The sequence below is a fragment of the Chthoniobacter flavus Ellin428 genome (assembly GCF_000173075.1).
GTDB lineage: Bacteria > Verrucomicrobiota > Verrucomicrobiia > Chthoniobacterales > Chthoniobacteraceae > Chthoniobacter > Chthoniobacter flavus.
This window is the reverse complement of record NZ_ABVL01000010.1, coordinates 135,268-153,027: the sequence shown is the minus strand read 5'-3', so window position 1 is coordinate 153,027 and position 17,760 is coordinate 135,268. Positions and strand designations below refer to the sequence as shown.

17 protein-coding genes and 1 pseudogene are annotated in these 17,760 nt (G+C 62.3%); 9 read left to right on the top strand and 9 right to left on the bottom strand.

Features of this window, described 5'->3' with window-relative positions:
- Positions 1-274 precede the first annotated feature (274 nt).
- Entirely contained in the window at positions 275-691 is a 417-nt protein-coding gene (locus CFE428DRAFT_RS17320; protein ID WP_157447558.1) for a cupin domain-containing protein, read from the bottom strand.
- A gap of 150 nt (positions 692-841) precedes the next feature.
- On the opposite strand from CFE428DRAFT_RS17320, the gene CFE428DRAFT_RS17315 reads away from it, so the two are divergent.
- From CFE428DRAFT_RS17315 to CFE428DRAFT_RS38960, 3 genes are all read left to right on the top strand, one after another.
- Positions 842-2,050 (top strand): Tm-1-like ATP-binding domain-containing protein, encoded by a 1,209-nt coding sequence (locus tag CFE428DRAFT_RS17315; RefSeq protein WP_006980909.1) that lies wholly within the window; start codon positions 842-844, stop codon positions 2,048-2,050.
- Positions 2,051-2,134: 84 nt separating this feature from the next.
- Positions 2,135-3,394: a response regulator gene (locus CFE428DRAFT_RS17310; RefSeq protein WP_006980908.1), complete on the top strand. Its 1,260-nt coding sequence runs from the start codon at positions 2,135-2,137 to the stop codon at positions 3,392-3,394.
- The gene (locus CFE428DRAFT_RS38960; protein WP_006980907.1) at positions 3,360-3,740 is read left to right on the top strand and encodes a sensor histidine kinase; all 381 of its coding nucleotides are present in this window, start codon (positions 3,360-3,362) and stop codon (positions 3,738-3,740) included. Before CFE428DRAFT_RS17310 ends, CFE428DRAFT_RS38960 begins: the two co-directional genes overlap by 35 nt.
- 12 nt (positions 3,741-3,752) lie before the next feature.
- On the opposite strand, the gene CFE428DRAFT_RS17305 is transcribed toward CFE428DRAFT_RS38960, so the two are convergent.
- The 4 genes from CFE428DRAFT_RS17305 to CFE428DRAFT_RS17290 all read right to left on the bottom strand — a co-directional run bounded on the left by CFE428DRAFT_RS17305 (position 3,753) and on the right by CFE428DRAFT_RS17290 (position 10,308).
- A complete protein-coding gene (locus tag CFE428DRAFT_RS17305; RefSeq protein ID WP_006980906.1) occupies positions 3,753-4,307 on the bottom strand; it encodes a protease inhibitor I42 family protein in 555 nt (184 codons plus the stop codon).
- A 144-nt stretch (positions 4,308-4,451) separates the two neighbouring features.
- Positions 4,452-5,948, bottom strand: a complete 1,497-nt coding sequence (locus CFE428DRAFT_RS17300; protein ID WP_006980905.1) for a DUF1501 domain-containing protein — start codon at positions 5,946-5,948, stop codon at positions 4,452-4,454.
- 11 nt (positions 5,949-5,959) lie between these two features.
- Positions 5,960-8,722, bottom strand: coding sequence for a DUF1549 domain-containing protein (locus CFE428DRAFT_RS33910; protein WP_049975673.1), 2,763 nt, complete (start codon positions 8,720-8,722; stop codon positions 5,960-5,962).
- Between the two features lie 182 nt (positions 8,723-8,904).
- Positions 8,905-10,308: a sulfatase-like hydrolase/transferase gene (locus CFE428DRAFT_RS17290; RefSeq protein ID WP_006980903.1), complete on the bottom strand. Its 1,404-nt coding sequence runs from the start codon at positions 10,306-10,308 to the stop codon at positions 8,905-8,907.
- Positions 10,309-10,425: 117 nt separating this feature from the next.
- On the opposite strand from CFE428DRAFT_RS17290, the gene CFE428DRAFT_RS17285 reads away from it, so the two are divergent.
- Entirely contained in the window at positions 10,426-11,532 is a 1,107-nt protein-coding gene (locus CFE428DRAFT_RS17285; RefSeq protein ID WP_006980902.1) for a dienelactone hydrolase family protein, read from the top strand.
- A gap of 14 nt (positions 11,533-11,546) precedes the next feature.
- Here the strand turns inward: CFE428DRAFT_RS17285 and CFE428DRAFT_RS17280 are convergent, their stop codons facing one another.
- Complete coding sequence (locus tag CFE428DRAFT_RS17280; protein WP_006980901.1) at positions 11,547-13,184, bottom strand: ArnT family glycosyltransferase; 1,638 nt, start codon at positions 13,182-13,184, stop codon at positions 11,547-11,549.
- Between the two features lie 127 nt (positions 13,185-13,311).
- Between CFE428DRAFT_RS17280 and CFE428DRAFT_RS17275 the strand changes: the two genes are divergently transcribed.
- Together CFE428DRAFT_RS17275 and CFE428DRAFT_RS17270 are read left to right on the top strand one after the other, a co-directional pair.
- A complete protein-coding gene (locus tag CFE428DRAFT_RS17275) occupies positions 13,312-13,497 on the top strand; it encodes a hypothetical protein (protein WP_042725205.1) in 186 nt (61 codons plus the stop codon).
- Between the two features lie 182 nt (positions 13,498-13,679).
- A pseudogene (locus tag CFE428DRAFT_RS17270) lies at positions 13,680-14,142 on the top strand (OsmC family protein).
- Positions 14,143-14,198: 56 nt separating this feature from the next.
- Here the strand turns inward: CFE428DRAFT_RS17270 and CFE428DRAFT_RS17265 are convergent.
- Genes CFE428DRAFT_RS17265 through CFE428DRAFT_RS17255 form a run of 3 tightly spaced genes read right to left on the bottom strand, consistent with a single transcriptional unit; the run spans position 14,199 to position 16,141 of the window.
- Positions 14,199-15,215 carry a S1C family serine protease gene (locus tag CFE428DRAFT_RS17265; RefSeq protein WP_006980898.1) on the bottom strand — a complete coding sequence of 339 codons (1,017 nt, stop codon included), beginning with the start codon at positions 15,213-15,215 and terminating at the stop codon, positions 14,199-14,201.
- 12 nt (positions 15,216-15,227) lie between these two features.
- Entirely contained in the window at positions 15,228-15,659 is a 432-nt protein-coding gene (locus CFE428DRAFT_RS17260; RefSeq protein WP_006980897.1) for a hypothetical protein, read from the bottom strand.
- Complete coding sequence (locus CFE428DRAFT_RS17255; RefSeq protein ID WP_006980896.1) at positions 15,656-16,141, bottom strand: RNA polymerase sigma factor; 486 nt, start codon at positions 16,139-16,141, stop codon at positions 15,656-15,658. Before CFE428DRAFT_RS17255 ends, CFE428DRAFT_RS17260 begins: the two co-directional genes overlap by 4 nt.
- Before the next feature lie 146 nt (positions 16,142-16,287).
- Between CFE428DRAFT_RS17255 and CFE428DRAFT_RS17250 the strand changes: the two genes are divergently transcribed.
- From CFE428DRAFT_RS17250 to CFE428DRAFT_RS36665, 3 genes are read left to right on the top strand one after another with little or no spacing between them, the layout of a single operon-like run.
- Positions 16,288-16,713: a DUF5069 domain-containing protein gene (locus CFE428DRAFT_RS17250; RefSeq protein WP_042725204.1), complete on the top strand. Its 426-nt coding sequence runs from the start codon at positions 16,288-16,290 to the stop codon at positions 16,711-16,713.
- A 1-nt stretch (position 16,714) separates the two neighbouring features.
- The gene (locus tag CFE428DRAFT_RS17245) at positions 16,715-17,557 is read left to right on the top strand and encodes a polyamine ABC transporter substrate-binding protein (protein ID WP_006980894.1); all 843 of its coding nucleotides are present in this window, start codon (positions 16,715-16,717) and stop codon (positions 17,555-17,557) included.
- Complete coding sequence (locus CFE428DRAFT_RS36665) at positions 17,554-17,754, top strand: hypothetical protein (protein WP_006980893.1); 201 nt, start codon at positions 17,554-17,556, stop codon at positions 17,752-17,754. Before CFE428DRAFT_RS17245 ends, CFE428DRAFT_RS36665 begins: the two co-directional genes overlap by 4 nt.
- Positions 17,755-17,760: the final 6 nt, after the last annotated feature.

Genomic DNA, 17,760 nt, shown 5'->3' with positions numbered 1-17,760 from the left:
ATGCCCGGCCGCACCTGCGCCGGTCGGTGATTCCCAAGTGCGACTATTTCGAGTCATTGATCCCGGCATGAGAATGGACGGAACCAAAATGCGAACCCGATGAAGACAGCGTTAAGGTTTCCTCATCAACGGTCTGGCGACACCGTGCAGCAGAGAATTTCTGTCCGCGAATTTCGCGGATTGCACGGATTGAGGAACGCGGCGCATCGGATTTTTCAATCCGTGTCATCCATGCAATCCGTGGCCGCTTCCCTATCGTTCTCCGATAGCCGGCTCAGCTTTCCGCCAGCGAGCACCACGGCTCCTCGCCGGAGACATCGACGGCGAATGGCCCGTTGATCTTCGCCGGCGACAGGATGGCCAGAAACTCGCACTCCGCCGTCGAGCGATTGATGCAGCCATGCACGAAACCGCGGGGAATGTAGATGCTGTCGCCCGGACGCAGCTCGCGCTTTTCGTGCTCCAGCCATTGCGTCATCGAACCCTCGAGCACGTAAATAATCTCGTCCATTTCGGGATGCGTGTGAAACGGATGTCCCGCGCCGGGCTCGATGCGAGCGCGCACGAAAACGAGCGACTCCGCATCACCAAGTCCATCTTTGAAATACCAATGATGCGTCTTGCCTTCGAGACGTTCGACTTCGACTTCGGAGGCAGCGACAAAGCGACGAGGGGCGGAAAGCACAGGCATCGGAGTAGTGTCAGTGTCGACCCGATTTCTGTCGAAGTCCATTTCCTATCCTGACTCCACCTCTTCCCTCCTCGAATCCACCTTCCGCGCATTCACGCTTGCCACCGACGGTCTTTCCCTGCCACCGAGGACGCGCACTCTTTCCCTCCCATGCCTACCATCGCCCTTCTCGGAACCATGGACACCAAAGGCGCCGAGCACGGCTTCGTCGCCGAGCAAATCCGCGCTCGCGGCCATCGCACGTTGCTGATCGATGTCGGCACCGCTGCGCCGCCGCAGATTCAGCCTGACATTTCACGTGAAGAAGTCGCCAAGGCCGCCGGCCTTGATCTCGCGGCGCTCGTCGCGCGTCACGATCGAGGTGAGGCCGTGGCCGCCATGTCGCAAGCCGCGCCGGCCATTCTCTCCAAGCTCCACGCCGAGGGGCGTATCGATGGCGTCATCTCGCTCGGCGGCGGCGGCGGCACCGCCATCGCCACGGCAGGCATGCGCGTGCTGCCGCTGGGCTTTCCCAAGCTCATGGTCTCAACGCTGGCGAGCGGCAATACCGCGCGTTACGTCGACGTCAAAGACATCGTCATGATGCCCAGCATCGTGGACGTGGCGGGTCTCAATCGCATCTCCCGTCAGATCCTCGCCCGCGCCGCGGGGGCGATTTGCGGGATGGTCGAAACCCAACCACCCATTGCGCAGGACAAGCCGATCATCGTCGCCTCGATGTTTGGCAACACCACCGAGTGCGTGCAGAAGGCGAAGACCACCCTCGAAGCAGCGGGTTACGAAGTGCTGGTCTTCCACGCCACCGGCACCGGAGGGCGTACCATGGAGTCCCTCATCGAAAGCGGACTGGTGACCGCCGTGCTGGACATCACGACCACCGAATGGGCCGATGAACTCGTGGGCGGCTTCCTCACCGCCGGCCCGACCCGATTGGAAGCTGCCGCACGGAAGGGCCTGCCCGCCATCGTCGTGCCCGGTTGCCTCGACATGGTGAACTTCCATGCTCCGGACACCGTGCCCGCCAAATTCGCCGGCCGCACCTTTTACCGCCACAACCCCCAATCCACGCTGATGCGCACCAACCCCGCGGAATGCGCTGAACTGGGCCGCATCCTCGCTGAGAAGGTAAACCTATCCGTCGGCCCGGTGACCGTCTTGCTGCCGAAAAAGGCCATCAGCGTGATCAGCGCCGAAGGACAGCCTTTTCACGATCCAGCCGCGGACACCGCGTTGTTCGGCGCCATCAAGATGCACCTGCGCCGGGACATCCCCGTGGTGGAAATCGATGCGACGATCAACGATCCGATATTCGCCGAGACTTGCGCCGCCACTTTGTTGTCTTTAGTTAAACAACCTTGAAGATCATCTCTCTTCAATTTCATCCCTTGTTTACAAGAACTCGTCCGCATCCTGCTGTGTCTACAGGCGACTTCATTCTTCCCGATGAGAGAAAATCTTCGCATCCTTCACCTTGAGGATGACCAAAACGACGCTGACCTGATCCACTTTGCCTTGGAGACTCCGGAGTGGGATTGCGAGATCCGCACTGCGACGACCGGCGAGGACTTTCGCCAGGCGATGCTGAATACGGTCTTCGATCTCGTGATTTCCGATAGCGCCGTGCCGGGCTTTGACGGCATGGCCGCCCTCCGCTTGGTGCGCGAACGGGATCACAGTATCCCCTTTATCTTCGTCTCCGGCGATCGCCGACCTGAGCAGGTCGACCGCCTGAAGGCCGCCGGAGCGACCGATTACGTTCCCAAGAGCCGGCTGACGGATCTCGTTCCGACCGTCCGGCGCGCGATGGAAGCTCCCCTGGCCAAGGTGGAGCAAAACGGCATCCTCCTCTCCCCGGTCGTCGACCGACTCGTCTCGGTGATCCAGCAGCTTTCCCTGGCCCGCACTCTCGATACCGTAATGGCGATCGTCCGCCGCGCGGCGCGCGACCTCACCGGCGCGGATGGCGCGACCTTTGTCCTCCGCGAGGGTGACAAATGCTTTTACGCCGACGAAGACGCGATCAGTCCGCTCTGGAAAGGCAGCCGCTTCCCGATGAGTGCGTGCATCAGCGGCTGGGCGATGCTGAACCGGCAATCCGCGGTCATCGAAGACATCTACGCCGACGCGCGCATTCCGGCCGACGCCTACCGGCCGACATTTGTGAAGAGCCTCGTCATGGTGCCTATCCGCACCGAGTCGCCCATCGGTGCGATCGGCAACTACTGGGCCACCCGCCATCTGGCGACCGAAGAGGAAGTGCGCATTCTGCAAACGCTCGCCGACAGCACCTCCATCGCCATCGAGAACGTGACGATGTATGCGAATCTCGACGAGGCGGTCCGCAATCGCACCGCGGAACTCGAAGCGGCCAATCGCGATCTCGAGTCGTTTTCCTATTCCGTGTCGCACGATCTCCGCGCGCCGCTGCGGGCGATCGAGGGCTTCGGCCAATTGCTCTTCACCGAGCACGCTCATCGTCTCGATGGCTCCGCGCTCAATTACCTCCACCGCATCCTCGGCTCGACCAAGCGCATGGGGCAGCTCATCGAGGATCTCCTCAACCTCGCGAGTTTCGGCCGGGTCGCGCTGCATCGCTCCACCATCGACCTCTCCGCGCTCGCCCGGGAGATTTTCGACGAGCTCTACGCCCTCCTCGCCGCGCACCCAGGTGAAGCTGCTCATCGAGGGGAAAATGTTGGCTGATGCGGACCCGGGGCTGATGCGCATCGCGCTGCAGAATCTGCTCTCCAACGCGTGGAAGTACACCTCCAAGCGCGTCGAGGCGCGGATCGAATTCGGCCGCGCCACCGACGCCAACGGCGAGTGGGTCTACCACGTTCGCGACAACGGCGCGGGCTTCGACATGCAATATGCCGATCGACTCTTCGGCGTCTTCCAGCGCCTGCATGCGGACAGCGAATTTCCCGGCACCGGCGTCGGCCTCGCCACCGTCCAGCGCATCTTCCACCGCCACGGTGGGCGCATCTGGGCAGAGAGCGCGGTCGAGCGCGGCGCGACCTTCTACTTCACGCTCGGGCAGACCGCTTGAGCCCGATCCGCTTTAGAAAGCCTGGGCAATATCGGGCTTCTTCTGTTTCTTCGGCTTGCTCTCCAACTTCGTCTTTTGCAGCGGACCGGTGGAGTCTGAGACGGAGGCGATAAAGTTGAACTCCGGATTACCGATCGTCGGTGCGACGCGCAGGTTGCCATACCACATCTTGATCTTCACATCGCCGGGACCAACCGCTTGGAAGACAAATTTCTCCTGACCGCGCCCCGTGCCGGAGGCCGGTGGAACGAAGTCTTGAGAAACGAGCTTGAGGACGGTCGGATCGGGAGTCTCGGACAGCCGCCATTGATACCCATCCTGTTGGGCGGCATCGAGGGTCACCGTGACGGTGCCTTGGTTGTAAATACCGATCGTTCTCCCTTGCTGCGCAGCCGTCACTTCGGCGGCCTTCGTAGCGAGAATGTCGGTTGGTCCTTCGCCACTGGGACCTTCGGCGACAGGCGCGAGTCCGGTGGCACTGCTGTTCGCAGTCAGTTTCTTGCCCACGGGAGCACAGGCGACGATTCCGACGAGGAGACAACTGTATGCGGCCAATGAGAGCTTCATAGGTAGGTGTGGATGGTTCGACTAACAAACGAATGGTTGCGGTACGCAACCTCACGAAGTCAATTCGAATACCCGTGGTCGGGTGGGCGCTTCAATTTTGCGTAACCGTTCCACTTATAATTTCCAGAATGGCGTCCTCGCCCCTCACCCTCGCGCAAAGAGCGGCATCACGGGCTTACCTTTGCCATCCTTGGTCACGTAAAACGGCCGCTCTTCGATCATGTAGCTGAGCTTCGGCGACATGCCGACCGCGCGGAAGATGGAGGCGTGCAGGTCGGTGATGGTCACCGGATCGCGCACCGTCCGGCACGGGCGTTCATCCGCAGTGGCGCCATGCACATAGCCGCGCTTCATCCCACCGCCCCACATCAGCACCGAACCGGCTTCGGTGAAATGGCGATGCATGCCGTAGTACTTCAGTTCCTCGATGCGATCGGGCACGCGAGATTGCGCCCGCACCTGGGCGCCTTCCTTGCCCTCGATCATCATGTCGCGCGAAAACTCGCTGGCCAGCACCACCAGTGTGCGATCGAGCAACCCGCGCTCCTCGAGATCACGGATGAGCTGTGCAATGGGCGCATCGATCATCTTCTTCATGTTCACCAACCGGGTGTGGCCGTTCTCGTGCGTGTCCCAGTTGAGGAAAGGAATGTATTCCGTGGTCACCTCGACGTAGCGCGCGCCGACCTCGGCCAGGCGCCGTGCGAGCAGACAACCGAGCCCGAAACGTCCCACCGTGGCCGCTTCGTAATCGCCATCGCGGGTTTGCTTCGCCGCATCGATCTTCGTTACATCGAATCCCTCCGGGACATACTTCGCGAGGCTCGCCGGGGGCTCGAGCGTGAGGTCGAATGCTTTGGCTGCCGACGAACTGAGCAGCCGGTGCGCATTGTCCATCGAGCGGAGAAACGAATCTTTCTGATACTCGCTGCCTACCTGCCCGATCGGGCTCGCATCCAGCAATCGCCGGTAAAAGCGGTCGCGGTTTTCAAAGCGACCCACCGTCATCCCCGCCGGCGGACGCACCGCGCGCGCCGCTTCGTGCGGAAACGGAATATTGAACGGGCCGAATTCATTCCCGAGGAATCCCGCGGTGGTAAACGCCTTCAACTCTTCCCCTTCCCCGAGATCGAAACGCTGCCCGATATTGATGAACGGCGGCACCGCCGGATTGCGCGGTCCGAGCGCCCTGGCGATGAACGCGCCCAGGTGCGGCGCGGCCACCGTCTGCGGCGGCACATAGCCGGTGTGCCAGTTGTATTGATGCCGCGAGTGCAGGATGAAGCCGAGGTCCTCCGCCATGGCCGAGCGGATGAGCGTACCGCGATCCATGACACTGGCCATCTGCTCCAGTCCTTGCGAAAACTGGACGCCATCCACCGCTGTCGGAATGCTCGGGAACGTCGAGAGCACGCCCTTCGATTCCATGCCCTTTTCAAACGGCGCGTAACGTTTCGGATCGAACGTCTCGGTGTGCGCCATGCCGCCGGCCATCCACAACACGATGACACAATCCGCCGTCGGCGTGATTTTCTCCTCCGGCTCGGCAAAGACGCGCGGCGCGCCGGCAGTCAGTGCGGCGAGGGTGGCAGCAGAAGCAGTCTTCAGGAAATCGCGGCGGCTATGAGAACGGATATACATGAGCGAGGCGGTCAGTTGATGAGTTGAAACTCCGGCAGGTTGACGATGGCCCAGAGGAAATCGGCGACGCTGTCGGCGGTGGCGGGATTACCGAGCATCTCCAGGGCAACGGCGCGTTCCTCGGTGCTCGGCGGACGGCTGAAAGCGGAGCGATAGATGCGGTCGACCCAAGCACTCGGATCGCGCACGGCTTCGGGCGCGAAACGCGCGGCAGCCTTGCGCAATTGGCCATCGAGCGTGGAGCCGTTGGTCAGTTCGAGCGCCTGCAGCGTGGTGGCCGCGGTGGAACGCTCGGGAATCACGACTTCGCGATTCGGGCGATCGAGCGCCACTTGCAGCGGATCGGAAACGAGCAGCGATGCGCGGATGTGGCCGGGCTGCGCCACGGTGCTGATCACCGGGATGAGCTGCGAGCCGAGTTCCACGGGCAGGTTCGCGAAATCGGCGCGATGAATCGGCTCCAGCGATGGCCCTTCATCCACCGGCGTCACGCCGGCCGGCAACGCCTGCGCGTGGGCCCACCCGGCATCCGCATAGTCCACCGCGCCCCAGCGACCTTCCGGCGCGCGGCGCACCCGCCAGTCGCCATCGGTCACGATCTGCTGTGGCGCTCCGCCATTCGCGGGCACGAGCCGCGCGTAAAAGGCGAGGCCGCTCTGCTTGTTCAGGTGAATGAGCGAGCCGGGATATTTCGAACGCTCGATGTCGTTCATCTGCTTTTCGGTGTGGCTGGAAACATCAATGACGATCTCGTTGTCGCCCACCTTGAGCATCGGCCGCAGATCGAGCAGCGCGATGCGACCGTTGCGAAAGCCATCGCGTTGTTTTGCTTTCACCTCACGCCCATTCACCTGCACCTGCCAACTCTGGCTCACGAGGATTGCGCCGTAGGCTTCCGCGGGCAAGGCATCGAGATGGAAGGCTTTGCGGAAGACCACCCGATGGCGATCCGTCTCGGGAAGCACTGGCCCCGGAGAGGCCTCACGCGGTTGCTCAGCCGCGGTCAGTCGTTCCTGCGCGGCGGCGACGGCGGCGGTGGCGCGATCGACTTCGGCTTTCACCTCATCGGTGGGCGTGTTGCCCTGTGCCGTGGCCTCGCCGGCTTTCTTCTGCGCGGCAGCGGCGGCTTTCTTCGCCTCGGCGAGCGCGGAATTCGCCGCCTTGATCGCCAGGCGTTGCGGCCCGAGTTGCACCGGTTCGTCGGTCCAGATCCATTGCGGCATATCCAGGCCGGTCACGATTCCACCCGCGGTGAAATCGAACTCCAGCGAATACGGCAGCCGGCCCCAATCACCCGCCAGCGAGGTGATGGCATCGGCGAATTGCTCCGCATCGAGCCGGCGGGTGAGCGGGCCGCCAAAGACGTATTCTTCCTTCTCGCCCGGCCCTTCCACAGTCGGCGCCTGGTAGGCACGCGACGTGGCAATCACCTCGATGGTATGCTTGATGTCGTAGCCGTGCGCGGCGAAATCCTCGGCCAGCCAATCGAGCAGATCGCGATTCCACGCCGGCTTTTCCATGTCATCGAGCGGCTCGACAAGCCCGCGCCCGAGCAGGCGCGACCAGAGGCGATTGACCAGCGTGCGGGCGAGCCGGCCATCCTTCGGGCTGGTGATGATCTCCGCCAGCCGCTGCAACCGTTCGGGCTTGGGCAGCGCCGGGTCGAGCGCGCCGAGTTCGGGATAAAGGAAGCGCGGTGAGGCGATCTTGCCGGTCGGTTTGTCGCAATGCACCAGCTCGAGTTTCTGGTCCGAATACGCGGCGGCCATACCGTAGGCGTCGGCCAGCGACCAGTCATTGACGAAGCTATCGTGGCAGCTCGCGCACTTGAGATTCACCCCGAGAAAAACCTGCGAGATGTTTTGCGCGGCCTGCATCGGCGGCAGCATTGAGGCGTTCACCGTGCCCCGCCAAATGATGCCACGCGAAAAGCCTTCGCTGGCCGTCGTCGGGTTCACCAGTTCGGCGACGAAGCGGTTGTAGGGCATATTCTCGAGCAGCGCCCGGTACAGCCAGCCGGAGATCTGTTTGCGGCCGCCATCGATGAAGCCGGTGCCCTTGTAATCGTTGCGCAGCAGGTCGTTCCAAAAAGTGAGCCAGTGATCCGCGTAGTTGCGCTTGTCGTCGAGGAGCCGGCGGACGAGCTGGGCGCGCTTGTCGGGCGCCGGATCATGGAGAAAGGATTCGAGCTGCTCCGGTGTAGGCAGCAGGCCGACGAGATCGAGATACACCCGGCGCACAAAGATGCGGTCCTCGACTGGCGTGGGGAATTCGACGCCTTTGGCCGCGAAGTAACCGGCGAGGAGGTTGTCGACGGGGTTCACACTCGGGCGCTCGGCGAGCGCGACGTCGCGCGGCTTGAGATTCTGCGGCGGCGGCTTGGCGAAAGTAATGCCCTTCGGCCACGACGCGCCCTGGTCGATCCAGGCGCGCAAAATGCCGACCTGCTCCGCCGTCCAGCGCGAACCTTTCTTCGGCATCACGCTGTCGGGATCGAGCCCGGCCACGAGTTCCACGATATTGCTCTCTCCGCTCTTGCCGATCACCGCCGCCGCGCCGGTGTCGCCGCCTTTGAGAAAGGAATCGCGCGTCTCCAGGGAGAAGCCGCCCTTGTCCTTGCCCTTCGCATGGCACTTGATGCACGCCGCCTCAAAGAGCGGTTTGATCTCTTTCTCGAAATCAATCGGACGGTTGGCGGGTGGCGGCAGTTTGGCATCCGTCGCCGCCACCGCCATAGAGGCGAGGGCGAAGAACAGCGGGGGGATTAGCTTCATTGATATGAGACTAACCCGGCCCGGGGTAAAAATCTTGCCAACTTTTGGGCGGAGGCGCGGTGGAACAGTTGAGAGCTGATAGTTGATAGTTGAGAGCCGCGGCTTCCCCTGCGGCATTCTCCCGCGCTTCCGCCAAGGAGACGAGAGGGCGCCTCCCATCCCTTCGGACTGGTTAAAGCACCTCAATCATTCGCCTCGGCGTCGTGATCGGCGGCGGAGACTTGCTCGAGTTTTATGCGGAGGCGGCCGACGATGTCGGGGAATTGCCCGGCGACATCAGTGTGCTCGGTGGGATCGGCGCCGATGTTAAACAATTCCACCTTCGGCGGGCTGTTTTTGCTGCCTTTGGTCTGGCTGAGGACCAGCTTCCAATCGCCGTCCCGCAACGCCTTGGAACGGAAGCCGGGGCCGGCGACGTAAATCGTTCGTGGCTTGACGGGTTCGGCGCCGGTGAGTTGCGGCCAGATGTTTTGCCCGTCCCATTTCAAATCCTTCTCGGGCTTGTAACCGGCCAGCGCACAGAACGTGGGCATCCAGTCGGTGATGTGCGCGAGACCGAGGAATTTGCCCGGCTTGAGTTGCCCAGGCCAGCGGGCCACGGCCGCGGTGTGGATGCCCCCTTCGTAGACTTCGCCTTTCATGCCGTGCAGCGGTTCGTTACTGCCGCCGGCCGGACCAGGCGGGTAATGATCCGGCGGATAGAGCGGGTCATTGTTCTCAACGCCCGGAATGGCTCCGTTGTCGCTGCCGAAGATGACCAGCGTGTTGCCGGCTTTGCCGGTCTTTTCCAGCGCGACGAGAATCTTTCCGACGGAGTCGTCGAGGTGCATCACATTGGCGCCGTAATGCCGCAGGCTGGGTTTCGTGATGGATGCGGGAACGCGCTGGAGGATTTCGTCCGGCTCGCGTATGGGAATGTGCACGGCGGTGAACGGCACATAGAGGAAGAATGGTTTGTCGGTGCGAGACTCGAGCCATTCCACGGCTTCCTTGGTAATCAGGTCGGTGACGTGGCCCTGCTCCTCGATGAGTTTGCCGTCGCGGTGCCATGTCTGGGTGAATTCGCCGATTTTGTAATGATGATCCCAAGGGCCGACGCCGCCGGCGAGCGAGCCGTAACTGTGATCGAAGCCGAACTTCTGCGGACCCCATTCGGGCTTGGAACCGAGATGCCATTTGCCGCAGAGGGCGGTGTCGTAACCGACGGACTTGAGCGCGCGGGCGAGGGTAACGGTGTCCCAGCGGAAGGCGCGCGGATTTTGCGGCGTGGTAACGGAAAAACGCGACGCATAGCGGCCACTGAGAAAGGCGCAACGCGTGGGGCTGCAGACCGGGTAGACGTAGTGCTGCATCAATTCGAGCCCCTCGCCCGCGAGGTGGTCGAGATTGGGCGTCGGAACGTTGCCGTGGTGGAAGCCGACGTCGCCCCAGCCGAGGTCATCGGCGAGGATGAAGATGAAATTCGGCCGGAGAGGCGCGGTGTCCGCCGCGAGGCTCGATACCACCAAGCCGAAGAGGCTGAACGCAAAGGCAGCGGCGGCACGCCGCCACGGCAGGAGGAATCCTGCAAATTGGGGGGAGTTCATGGGGTTTGAAACGACAAGCGCGGGCTTGCGGGAATCTTTGGCGGTTTCGGGTGGGATGGAAACTACGAAAAGCTCAAAGGAAAGCGCGTCCGCGAACCTCCCTTTGGGTACCCCCCAATGCAAACCAAACTCCTCATCGCCGCTCTGTGCACGCTGGGCACTCTCGCGGCCCGGGCCGATGACGCCCTGGCGGCTGTCCCGACCACGAACGACGAAATCCTCCGCGCGACAGCGGCCGCGCCCCTGGCCATGCAATTCCATGGTTCCACACCCGCGGATCTATCCGCGTGGCAGCAGAGCTTTGCGGCGAAGTTGAACGAATTGGTCGGCCCTTCGACGCCGCCCAAACAATGGACGATCAAAACTCTTTCGACGCGCGAATTCCCCGACTATACGCGCGAGGAGTTGCTGCTCGAAGCCGCTGACACGCAGAGCCTTCCTCTCTACGTCCTTCGCCCGAAACGCGCCGGGCAGACGCGCTTTCCCATCCTTCTCTGCCTGCACGGCCACGGCGACTTCGGCAACGACTCCGTGGCCGGCGTGGACGATACGCCGGAAAGGCAAAAGGCCATCCGCCAGTCCAACTACGACTACGGCCGGCAGATGGTGCACGAGGGCTATCTCGCCGTGGTGCCGTGCTTCAATCCCTTCGGGCGCCGGTGCGATCCCGCATTGCGCGCGAGCAAAACCGACGCCTGCGGGGTGGAATTCATTCGTCTCCAATTCCTCGGCCGCACTCTCATCGGCGAAAATCTGCGCGACGCTAAATGGGCGCTGGATTACGCCTGCGCGCGCGACGATGCGCGTCCGGATCGCATCGGCTGCATCGGGCTGAGCTACGGCGGGCGAATGACCATGCTGGTCACCGCGCTCGATCCGCGCGTCCGCGTGGCGGTGATCTCCGGCGCGCTCAATCTGTTCCAGGAGCGGATCGAGGAGTCCGCCTACGCTTGTGGCGCGCAAGTCATTCCCGGCCTGCTGAAGTATGGCGACACTCCGGAAATCGGTTCGCTCATCGCGCCACGCCCGGCCATTTGGGAAGTGGGCCGCAGGGATCCTCTCATCCCGCCGGCCTGGGCGGAAAAGGCCGCGGAGCGTCTGCAACGCGCTTACAACGCCGCCGGAATGCCGGCGAACCTGCAAATCCACCACCACGATGGCGGACACGTCTGGGTCGGAGACACGGCTGTTCCGCTGCTCGCCAAACTGCTCAAAGGGGAGTGAAGTTTTGGGAAGCCCTACCGTTGGGCGGACTTCTGCTTTTCCGGTGGCTTCACGGCGCGGACGACGACGTTTTCCCCGAGTTGCTCAAAAGCCTCGCGGCCGGCGAAGGCATCGATTTCGTCCACGGAGGACCAGTCGGATTTGCGGAAGCCGCAGAGCGCCGAGGGGTGTTGCTCGGCGAAGAGACGCATGCCTTTCTGCCCAACGATGATCGGCAACGGGTGAGGAGCCCAGAATGGATTCGGCTTACTGGCCCACACGGTGACGGGCAGGTGCGTATAATAGATGATTCCCCGCACGAGGAATTTGCCGCTGACCAGCGGTTCGTCGTCGTGCCGCTCCTTGAGCAGGGCCATGGCGAGCGGTTTCGCGGAGCTTTCCGCCTCCACCGCGGAAAGGGCCTGGGTAAGCGCACCGGCGAGGAGCGCGAGGCTGGCCGTGGCGCTGGCCAGCAGCCAGATGTTCAGGCGCTTCAGCAGCAGGAATACCAGGGCCACCGCGAGGCAGATAGCCACGAGAATAATCGGGAACGTGAACGCCTTCGCCGCCTTGACGAAGGCCAGCACCAGCACCGTCACGCATTGAAAAATAGCCAGTCCGATGACCATGCGCCGCTCGCCGATCGAGGCAAAACCGCGCTCGAGCAACTGGTCGAGCGTGCGCCCGACGATCACCGCCAGCGGGACGAAGAGATAGAAGGCGTAGGAAGGCAGCTTCGACTGCGCGAGGGTGAGGAAGATCAGGCTGGTGAGCAGCCAGCACCATTGGAAAAGCAGCGTGGGATCGCCACGGAAATTAGCGAAGGCGCGTCGCACCGCGAGCACCACCGCCGGCATCCAGGGAATCGAGCCGAGGAGCAGCAAGCCGGGGTAATACCAGATGTGGTTGTTCGCCGGGTGCTCGGCGCGGATGAGGCGCAGGAAATTGTCGCGGACGAAGAATTCATTCCAGAACGGCTTGGCGTGCCAGGCGAACATCACCGAGTACCACGGTACCACGATGACCGCGTAGAGGACGAGCCCCCACCAAAGGCCGGGACCGCGATAGAGCGTTTTGCGCCCGGCGAGCCAGGCGAAGGCGAAGGTGGTAAACCACGGCACCAGCGAGCCGATCGGCCCTTTCGTCAGCACGGCGAGGCCGTTGCAGGCCAGCGAGAGCGCGATCCAGAAATTGCGGCGTTCTTCTTTCTCACCGGCCATCCAGTAGCAAAAGAGCGCACCGGCGAGGAAAAAGGCCAGCGGCACATCGGTGAGCATGAGCCGCGACATCACGCAAAACTCCAGACCGGTGGCGAGGACTAGCGCGCCCAGGAAGCCCGACCGCGCATTCCAGACACGGGAGCCAAAAACCCAGACGAGCAGCACCAGCGCCGTGGCAAAGACGCCTGTGGGCGCACGTCCCGACCATTCCGATTCCCCAAAAAGTTCAAACGAACCCGCAACCAGCCAGTAATAAAAGATCGGCTTTTCAAACTGCGGCTGGCCATAGATCTGCGGCGTAAGCCAGTCGTGGGTCTGCACCATCTCGCGCGCGGTCTGCGCATAGAAAGGTTCATCCGGATCGATGAGCCCAAGCGCGCCCAGCCGCCACCAAAACGCTGCGAAACAGACGAAAAGGAGGACGAGAAGATCGATGCGACGGGATTGAAACACGCGGGAGATTCGGCAAGCCCCCGCTTTCCCGCCAGAAAAAATCGCAGGCAGCCCCTTTCCCCAGAGTACCGGAAGCCGCCGGAAGAATCCGGTTTGAATTCAAACCGACCGCAGGCACACTGCAACGATGAGTGGAAAAGAAATCGTCCGAGACCTTTTGGAGCGTCTTCCCGACAATGTTTCACTTCATGAAATCGCGCAGAAGATCGAGTTTTTGGCAGCAGTGCGACAAGGCTTGGATGAGGTGACATGGGGAGAGCGAATTCCCATCGAAGAAATCGAAGGCGAACTGCCCGCCTGGTCAGTGCAGTAAGTGACCGTTTAAAATAAAAGTGTCGTCGTTGTGGCTGTCGTGATTCTAGCGCGAGCGCCGTCCATATCCGGTAGGGAACGGGCGGCGAGCGTTCCCCACCCTTGGGATAGGGCGCTGCCGCTAGGCGCGAGAATGTCAGAAGCGGCTACAGTTTAAACCGCTCTGATGTAGGTTCCCGCCCTATGCACGAATACAAAGCGACTATCGATTGGAAGAACGTGAACGGCGCCGACTTTCTCAAGGGGGCGCTATACGCGGGAGCATACGTGGGTGTTTGACGGCGGGTTGACGGTGCCGGCTTCGCCGTCGCCGCAGGTCGTGCCCACGCCGTGGTCAAATCCGGCGAATATCGATCCGGAAGAAGCCTACGTGGCGTCACTCTCGAGCTGCCACATGCTCACGTTTCTCTGGCTGGCAGGGAAGGCGGGGTTTCTCGTGGAGAGCTATCGGGATGAGGCGGCGGGCGTGATGGCCAAAAACGAGCGCGGCTCTTCCTGGGTGAGCAAGGTGACGCTGCATCCGCAGATCGTGTGGAGCGGCGAGAAGCAGCCAACGGCGGAGGAAATCGACAAGCTGCACCATCGTTCCCATGAGGAATGTTATATCGCCAATTCGGTGAAGACCGAGGTCGTGGTGGCAGGATAGAGCGTTCCCGGCACCGACGGCGCGGTGCCCTCCAGGCTCTGCTATTTACGCGCGCTCTACTGCGGCTTTTCGGCGGGCGGCGCGGATTGACTCTTGCGCGCGGCTTCTTCGGCGGCACGGGTGGCCTGTTCCGCGGCTCGCCGGGCTTCTTCGACTGCTTTCTGCAATTCCCGCTGGATGCTGCCTTTCGCGGCGTCAGCGTCGCTAATCGCTTTCTGGACGCCAGCCATGGCTTCGCCCACGGCTTTCTCCGTTTGCAGGATGGTCTTCTCGTCGACATGCGCGTCGCGCAGGGCTTTGTCCAATTGCTTCATCGCCTCGGTGACATCGACCTGCAGGCCATTGTGGAAGAGACGCCGCCATTGCTCATTGCTCTCGACCTCCGCCTTGGCCGAGTCGTGTAAGACGTAGATCTGATCCCCTTTCCCATCGCGGTTCAGACTCAGGACTAGCGGCTTTAGCTTGTCCTGAATCTCGCCGACGACGCTCTTGCCGATGATCTGGCCAAAACTCAGGACGCCGCCGGACAGGGTAATATCCTCGGCATGGGTCCCGAGCTTCACCTCCAAGGTCGCCTCGTGCCCTTTGCGCAGGTAGGTGAAATGCACCACATCGCCGTCCTTTTTCGTGCCCACAAGTTTGCGCAGTTGATCGGAATTCGCGAGGATCTGGTCGTCGAAGCGGACCAGCACATCGTTCTGTTCCAGCCCGGCCTTTGCTGCCGGGCTATCCGCGATGACGCTGCGCACGAGCAGCCCCGTGCCATCGGCCACGGGAAGCTGCGCGCGCACATCATCAGACGGCTCTTCCGTGGCCACCCCCAGCCACGTGCGCTGCGGCGCCGGCGCGGTTTTCGTGAACTCCACGCCGTCTCCCGCGCCCTTCGGCGCCAGGCCGGGTTTACCGAGATCGATTTCGCGCGTTTCCTTTTTCCCGTTCACATCGATGACGATCGTGGCCTTGCCCGTGACGGAGGGCGCGACGTCCGGCCTGGCTGGCTGGGAGTCGGGATCGGCAGCGATGGCCGCCGTGCTGAGGACGGCGAGGGCAGGAAGGAGCAGGGACGATTTCATGCGATGGAGCGGTTAGTAGGTTTCGAGAGTGATGGGGATGATCTGGGCGCGCGGCGTGCGGTGGCTGATGGTCGAATGGCCATCGTCGCCGGCATAGGTCACGTCATCAATCCAGGTCGCGCGGACGAGCCGGATCGGGTGCGTGGGTTCCGTGTCGATGACGGCGAGGTCCTCGACATTGACCAACGTACTCGTCTTGCGGATGGGCAGGTAGACGTGAAAATCGGACGGCTGCGCCGCCTGCAACTTTGGCCGCGCGGACACGGGCAAATGCGGCAGTGCCGGCATCAGCATCCACACCGCGGCGGCAGCCAGGGGCGCGGCGACCCACAGCCAGCGGATTTTTCCACGCGCCGGCGGCGGAGTGGCGAGGCGTGTTTGCAAATCAGCCGGCAGCTCGGCGGGACGCAACGCGGCGAGACGGCGCTCGAGTTCATCGCTCATGGGCGCAGCTCCTTGAGCGACTCGCGCAGGTGTTCGAGGGCGTAGCGATAGCGCGACGCCGCGGTATTCAAAGGCATGCCGAGGGTATCGGCAATTTGTTGAAAAGTGAGCGCGCTCCAAATTTTCAGCACCACGACTTCGCGCAGATGAGGCGGCAACGCTTTCACCGCGTGCTCCAGCTCGGCGTCGAGGCCGGGCTCCTCCGATTGAGTGCCGAACCACTCCGGCGCGGCGAGCTCACGCCGTTCCCGGCGTTGTTCGCGGCGGGCGAGATCGATGGCACGGCGCCGAATGGTGGCGAAGACGAGCGCCTCGGGCGGCGGCGCGTGGCCGTGGCGCCGCCAGCTTTCGAAGAGCGCTTCCTGCAGGACGTCGCGCGCATCCGCCTCGCTCCGGGTCTGGTCGCGAGCGAAGAGCAGAAAACGACGCGCGCCGGCTTCGAGCCAGGTACGCCAGGGTTCAGAGGGCAGTTGGGGATCCACGCGAGGGGCATTGTAGTTTCGCAGGGGAAAGCGACACCGGCCACGGTTTTTGTCTGTGGCTCTCTGAAGAAATTTTTGCCGCCACGTTTTTCACCGAAAAGTATTTCGCGATTTCGTGGAGGTGCGTAATGCTGCGCCCGCCCCACATGACTGCCCCTTCCGTCCCCCGCAGCGCTTATGATCAGGTCGACGGCCTGCTCTATTTCGCCCGCATGCTCGACAAAATCCGCCTGCACGCCCGTGGTGAATTGCGCGAGGATTTTCACGGCAATCTGGGAAAAGGCGCCGACCACTGGTGCGTCGGCTTTTTGCACGTCGACTACGAAACCCTGACGCACCGCGTGCTCGAGGGTGGCAGCGATGAAGAAGTCCTGAACTGGTGCCACGCGAAAGGTCGCTCCCTCAACGACGTGGACCGGCTGGTCTGGAATCAATTCATCAAAAAACTCGGCTGGAACGATTTTGCGACTCCGCGGCTCGAAGTGCTCAAGACACAAAGTGGCTTCGCCGACCGCGGCGACATTCAAACGATGATGGAATACTTCGAAGTCGACGAAGGACGAAAGCCTTAGCATGCGCCGGCGGACCTTTCTCCTGCTCCTGTCGTCGCTCGCCCTGCCGGCCTGTCGCGCCGCGGAACCGACGGAAAAGGTGCTCAATCTCCTCTGTTGGACGGAGTATGTGCCCACTTCGGTAACGGCAAGTTTTACCAAACAGACTGGCGTGCGCGTAGTGATGGAGAATTACAATTCCAACGAGCAGATGCTGGCGATGTTGCGCGACAAGCCGCACCACTACGATCTCGTGCAGCCGAGCCAGGCCTATGTGGAGACGCTGATTCACGGCAGTGGCCTCGAGTCACTCGATGCGGCGCGCATTCCGAATCTGCAAAACATCGACCCTCAATTTCGCAGGCTGCCGCATGATCCGGAGGAAAAATACAGCGTGCCGTGGATGTCGGGGACGGTGGGGATCGTGGTCAACACGAACGCGGTGCAGGAGCCGATTCACACGTGGGCGGACGTCTTCTCGGGAAAGTATCGCGGGAAAATCGTGGCGGTGAACGATCAGCGCGAAATGGTGGCCTGGGCGCTGGCCTCGCTAGGGATGCCGATCACGCAAATCGACGATGCCTCGCTCGCGCGCACGGAGCCCGTGTTGCGGAAGTGGCTGCCGCAAATCAGCGTGTTCGATTCCGACAGCCCGCACACCGCGCTGCTCGATGGCCGCGCTGTCATCGGCATCGTGTGGAGTGGCGAGGCGGCGCTTGCTCTGGCAGAAGGATCACCAATTCCAATACGTCCTACCCAAGGGAAGGCGCGCACATGTTTCTCGATAGCCTCGCGATTCCTGCCGGTGCACCACACAAAGGCATTGCCGAGGATTTCATCAACTACTGCCTGGAGCCCGAGGTGAGCGTGTTGATCAGCAAAGAATACCCGTACACGAATCCCAATCTCGCCGCGCGGAAACTGCTCACGCCGGAACAGCTCGCCAATCCAGCGAGCTATCCGCATCTCGACGAGCGGCTGCTCCCGCTGCGCAATGTGGGGAACGACACCAAGGCGGTGGATCAATTCGTGAAGAAGATTCGCGACGAAGTCGGGCGCTAGGCCGGA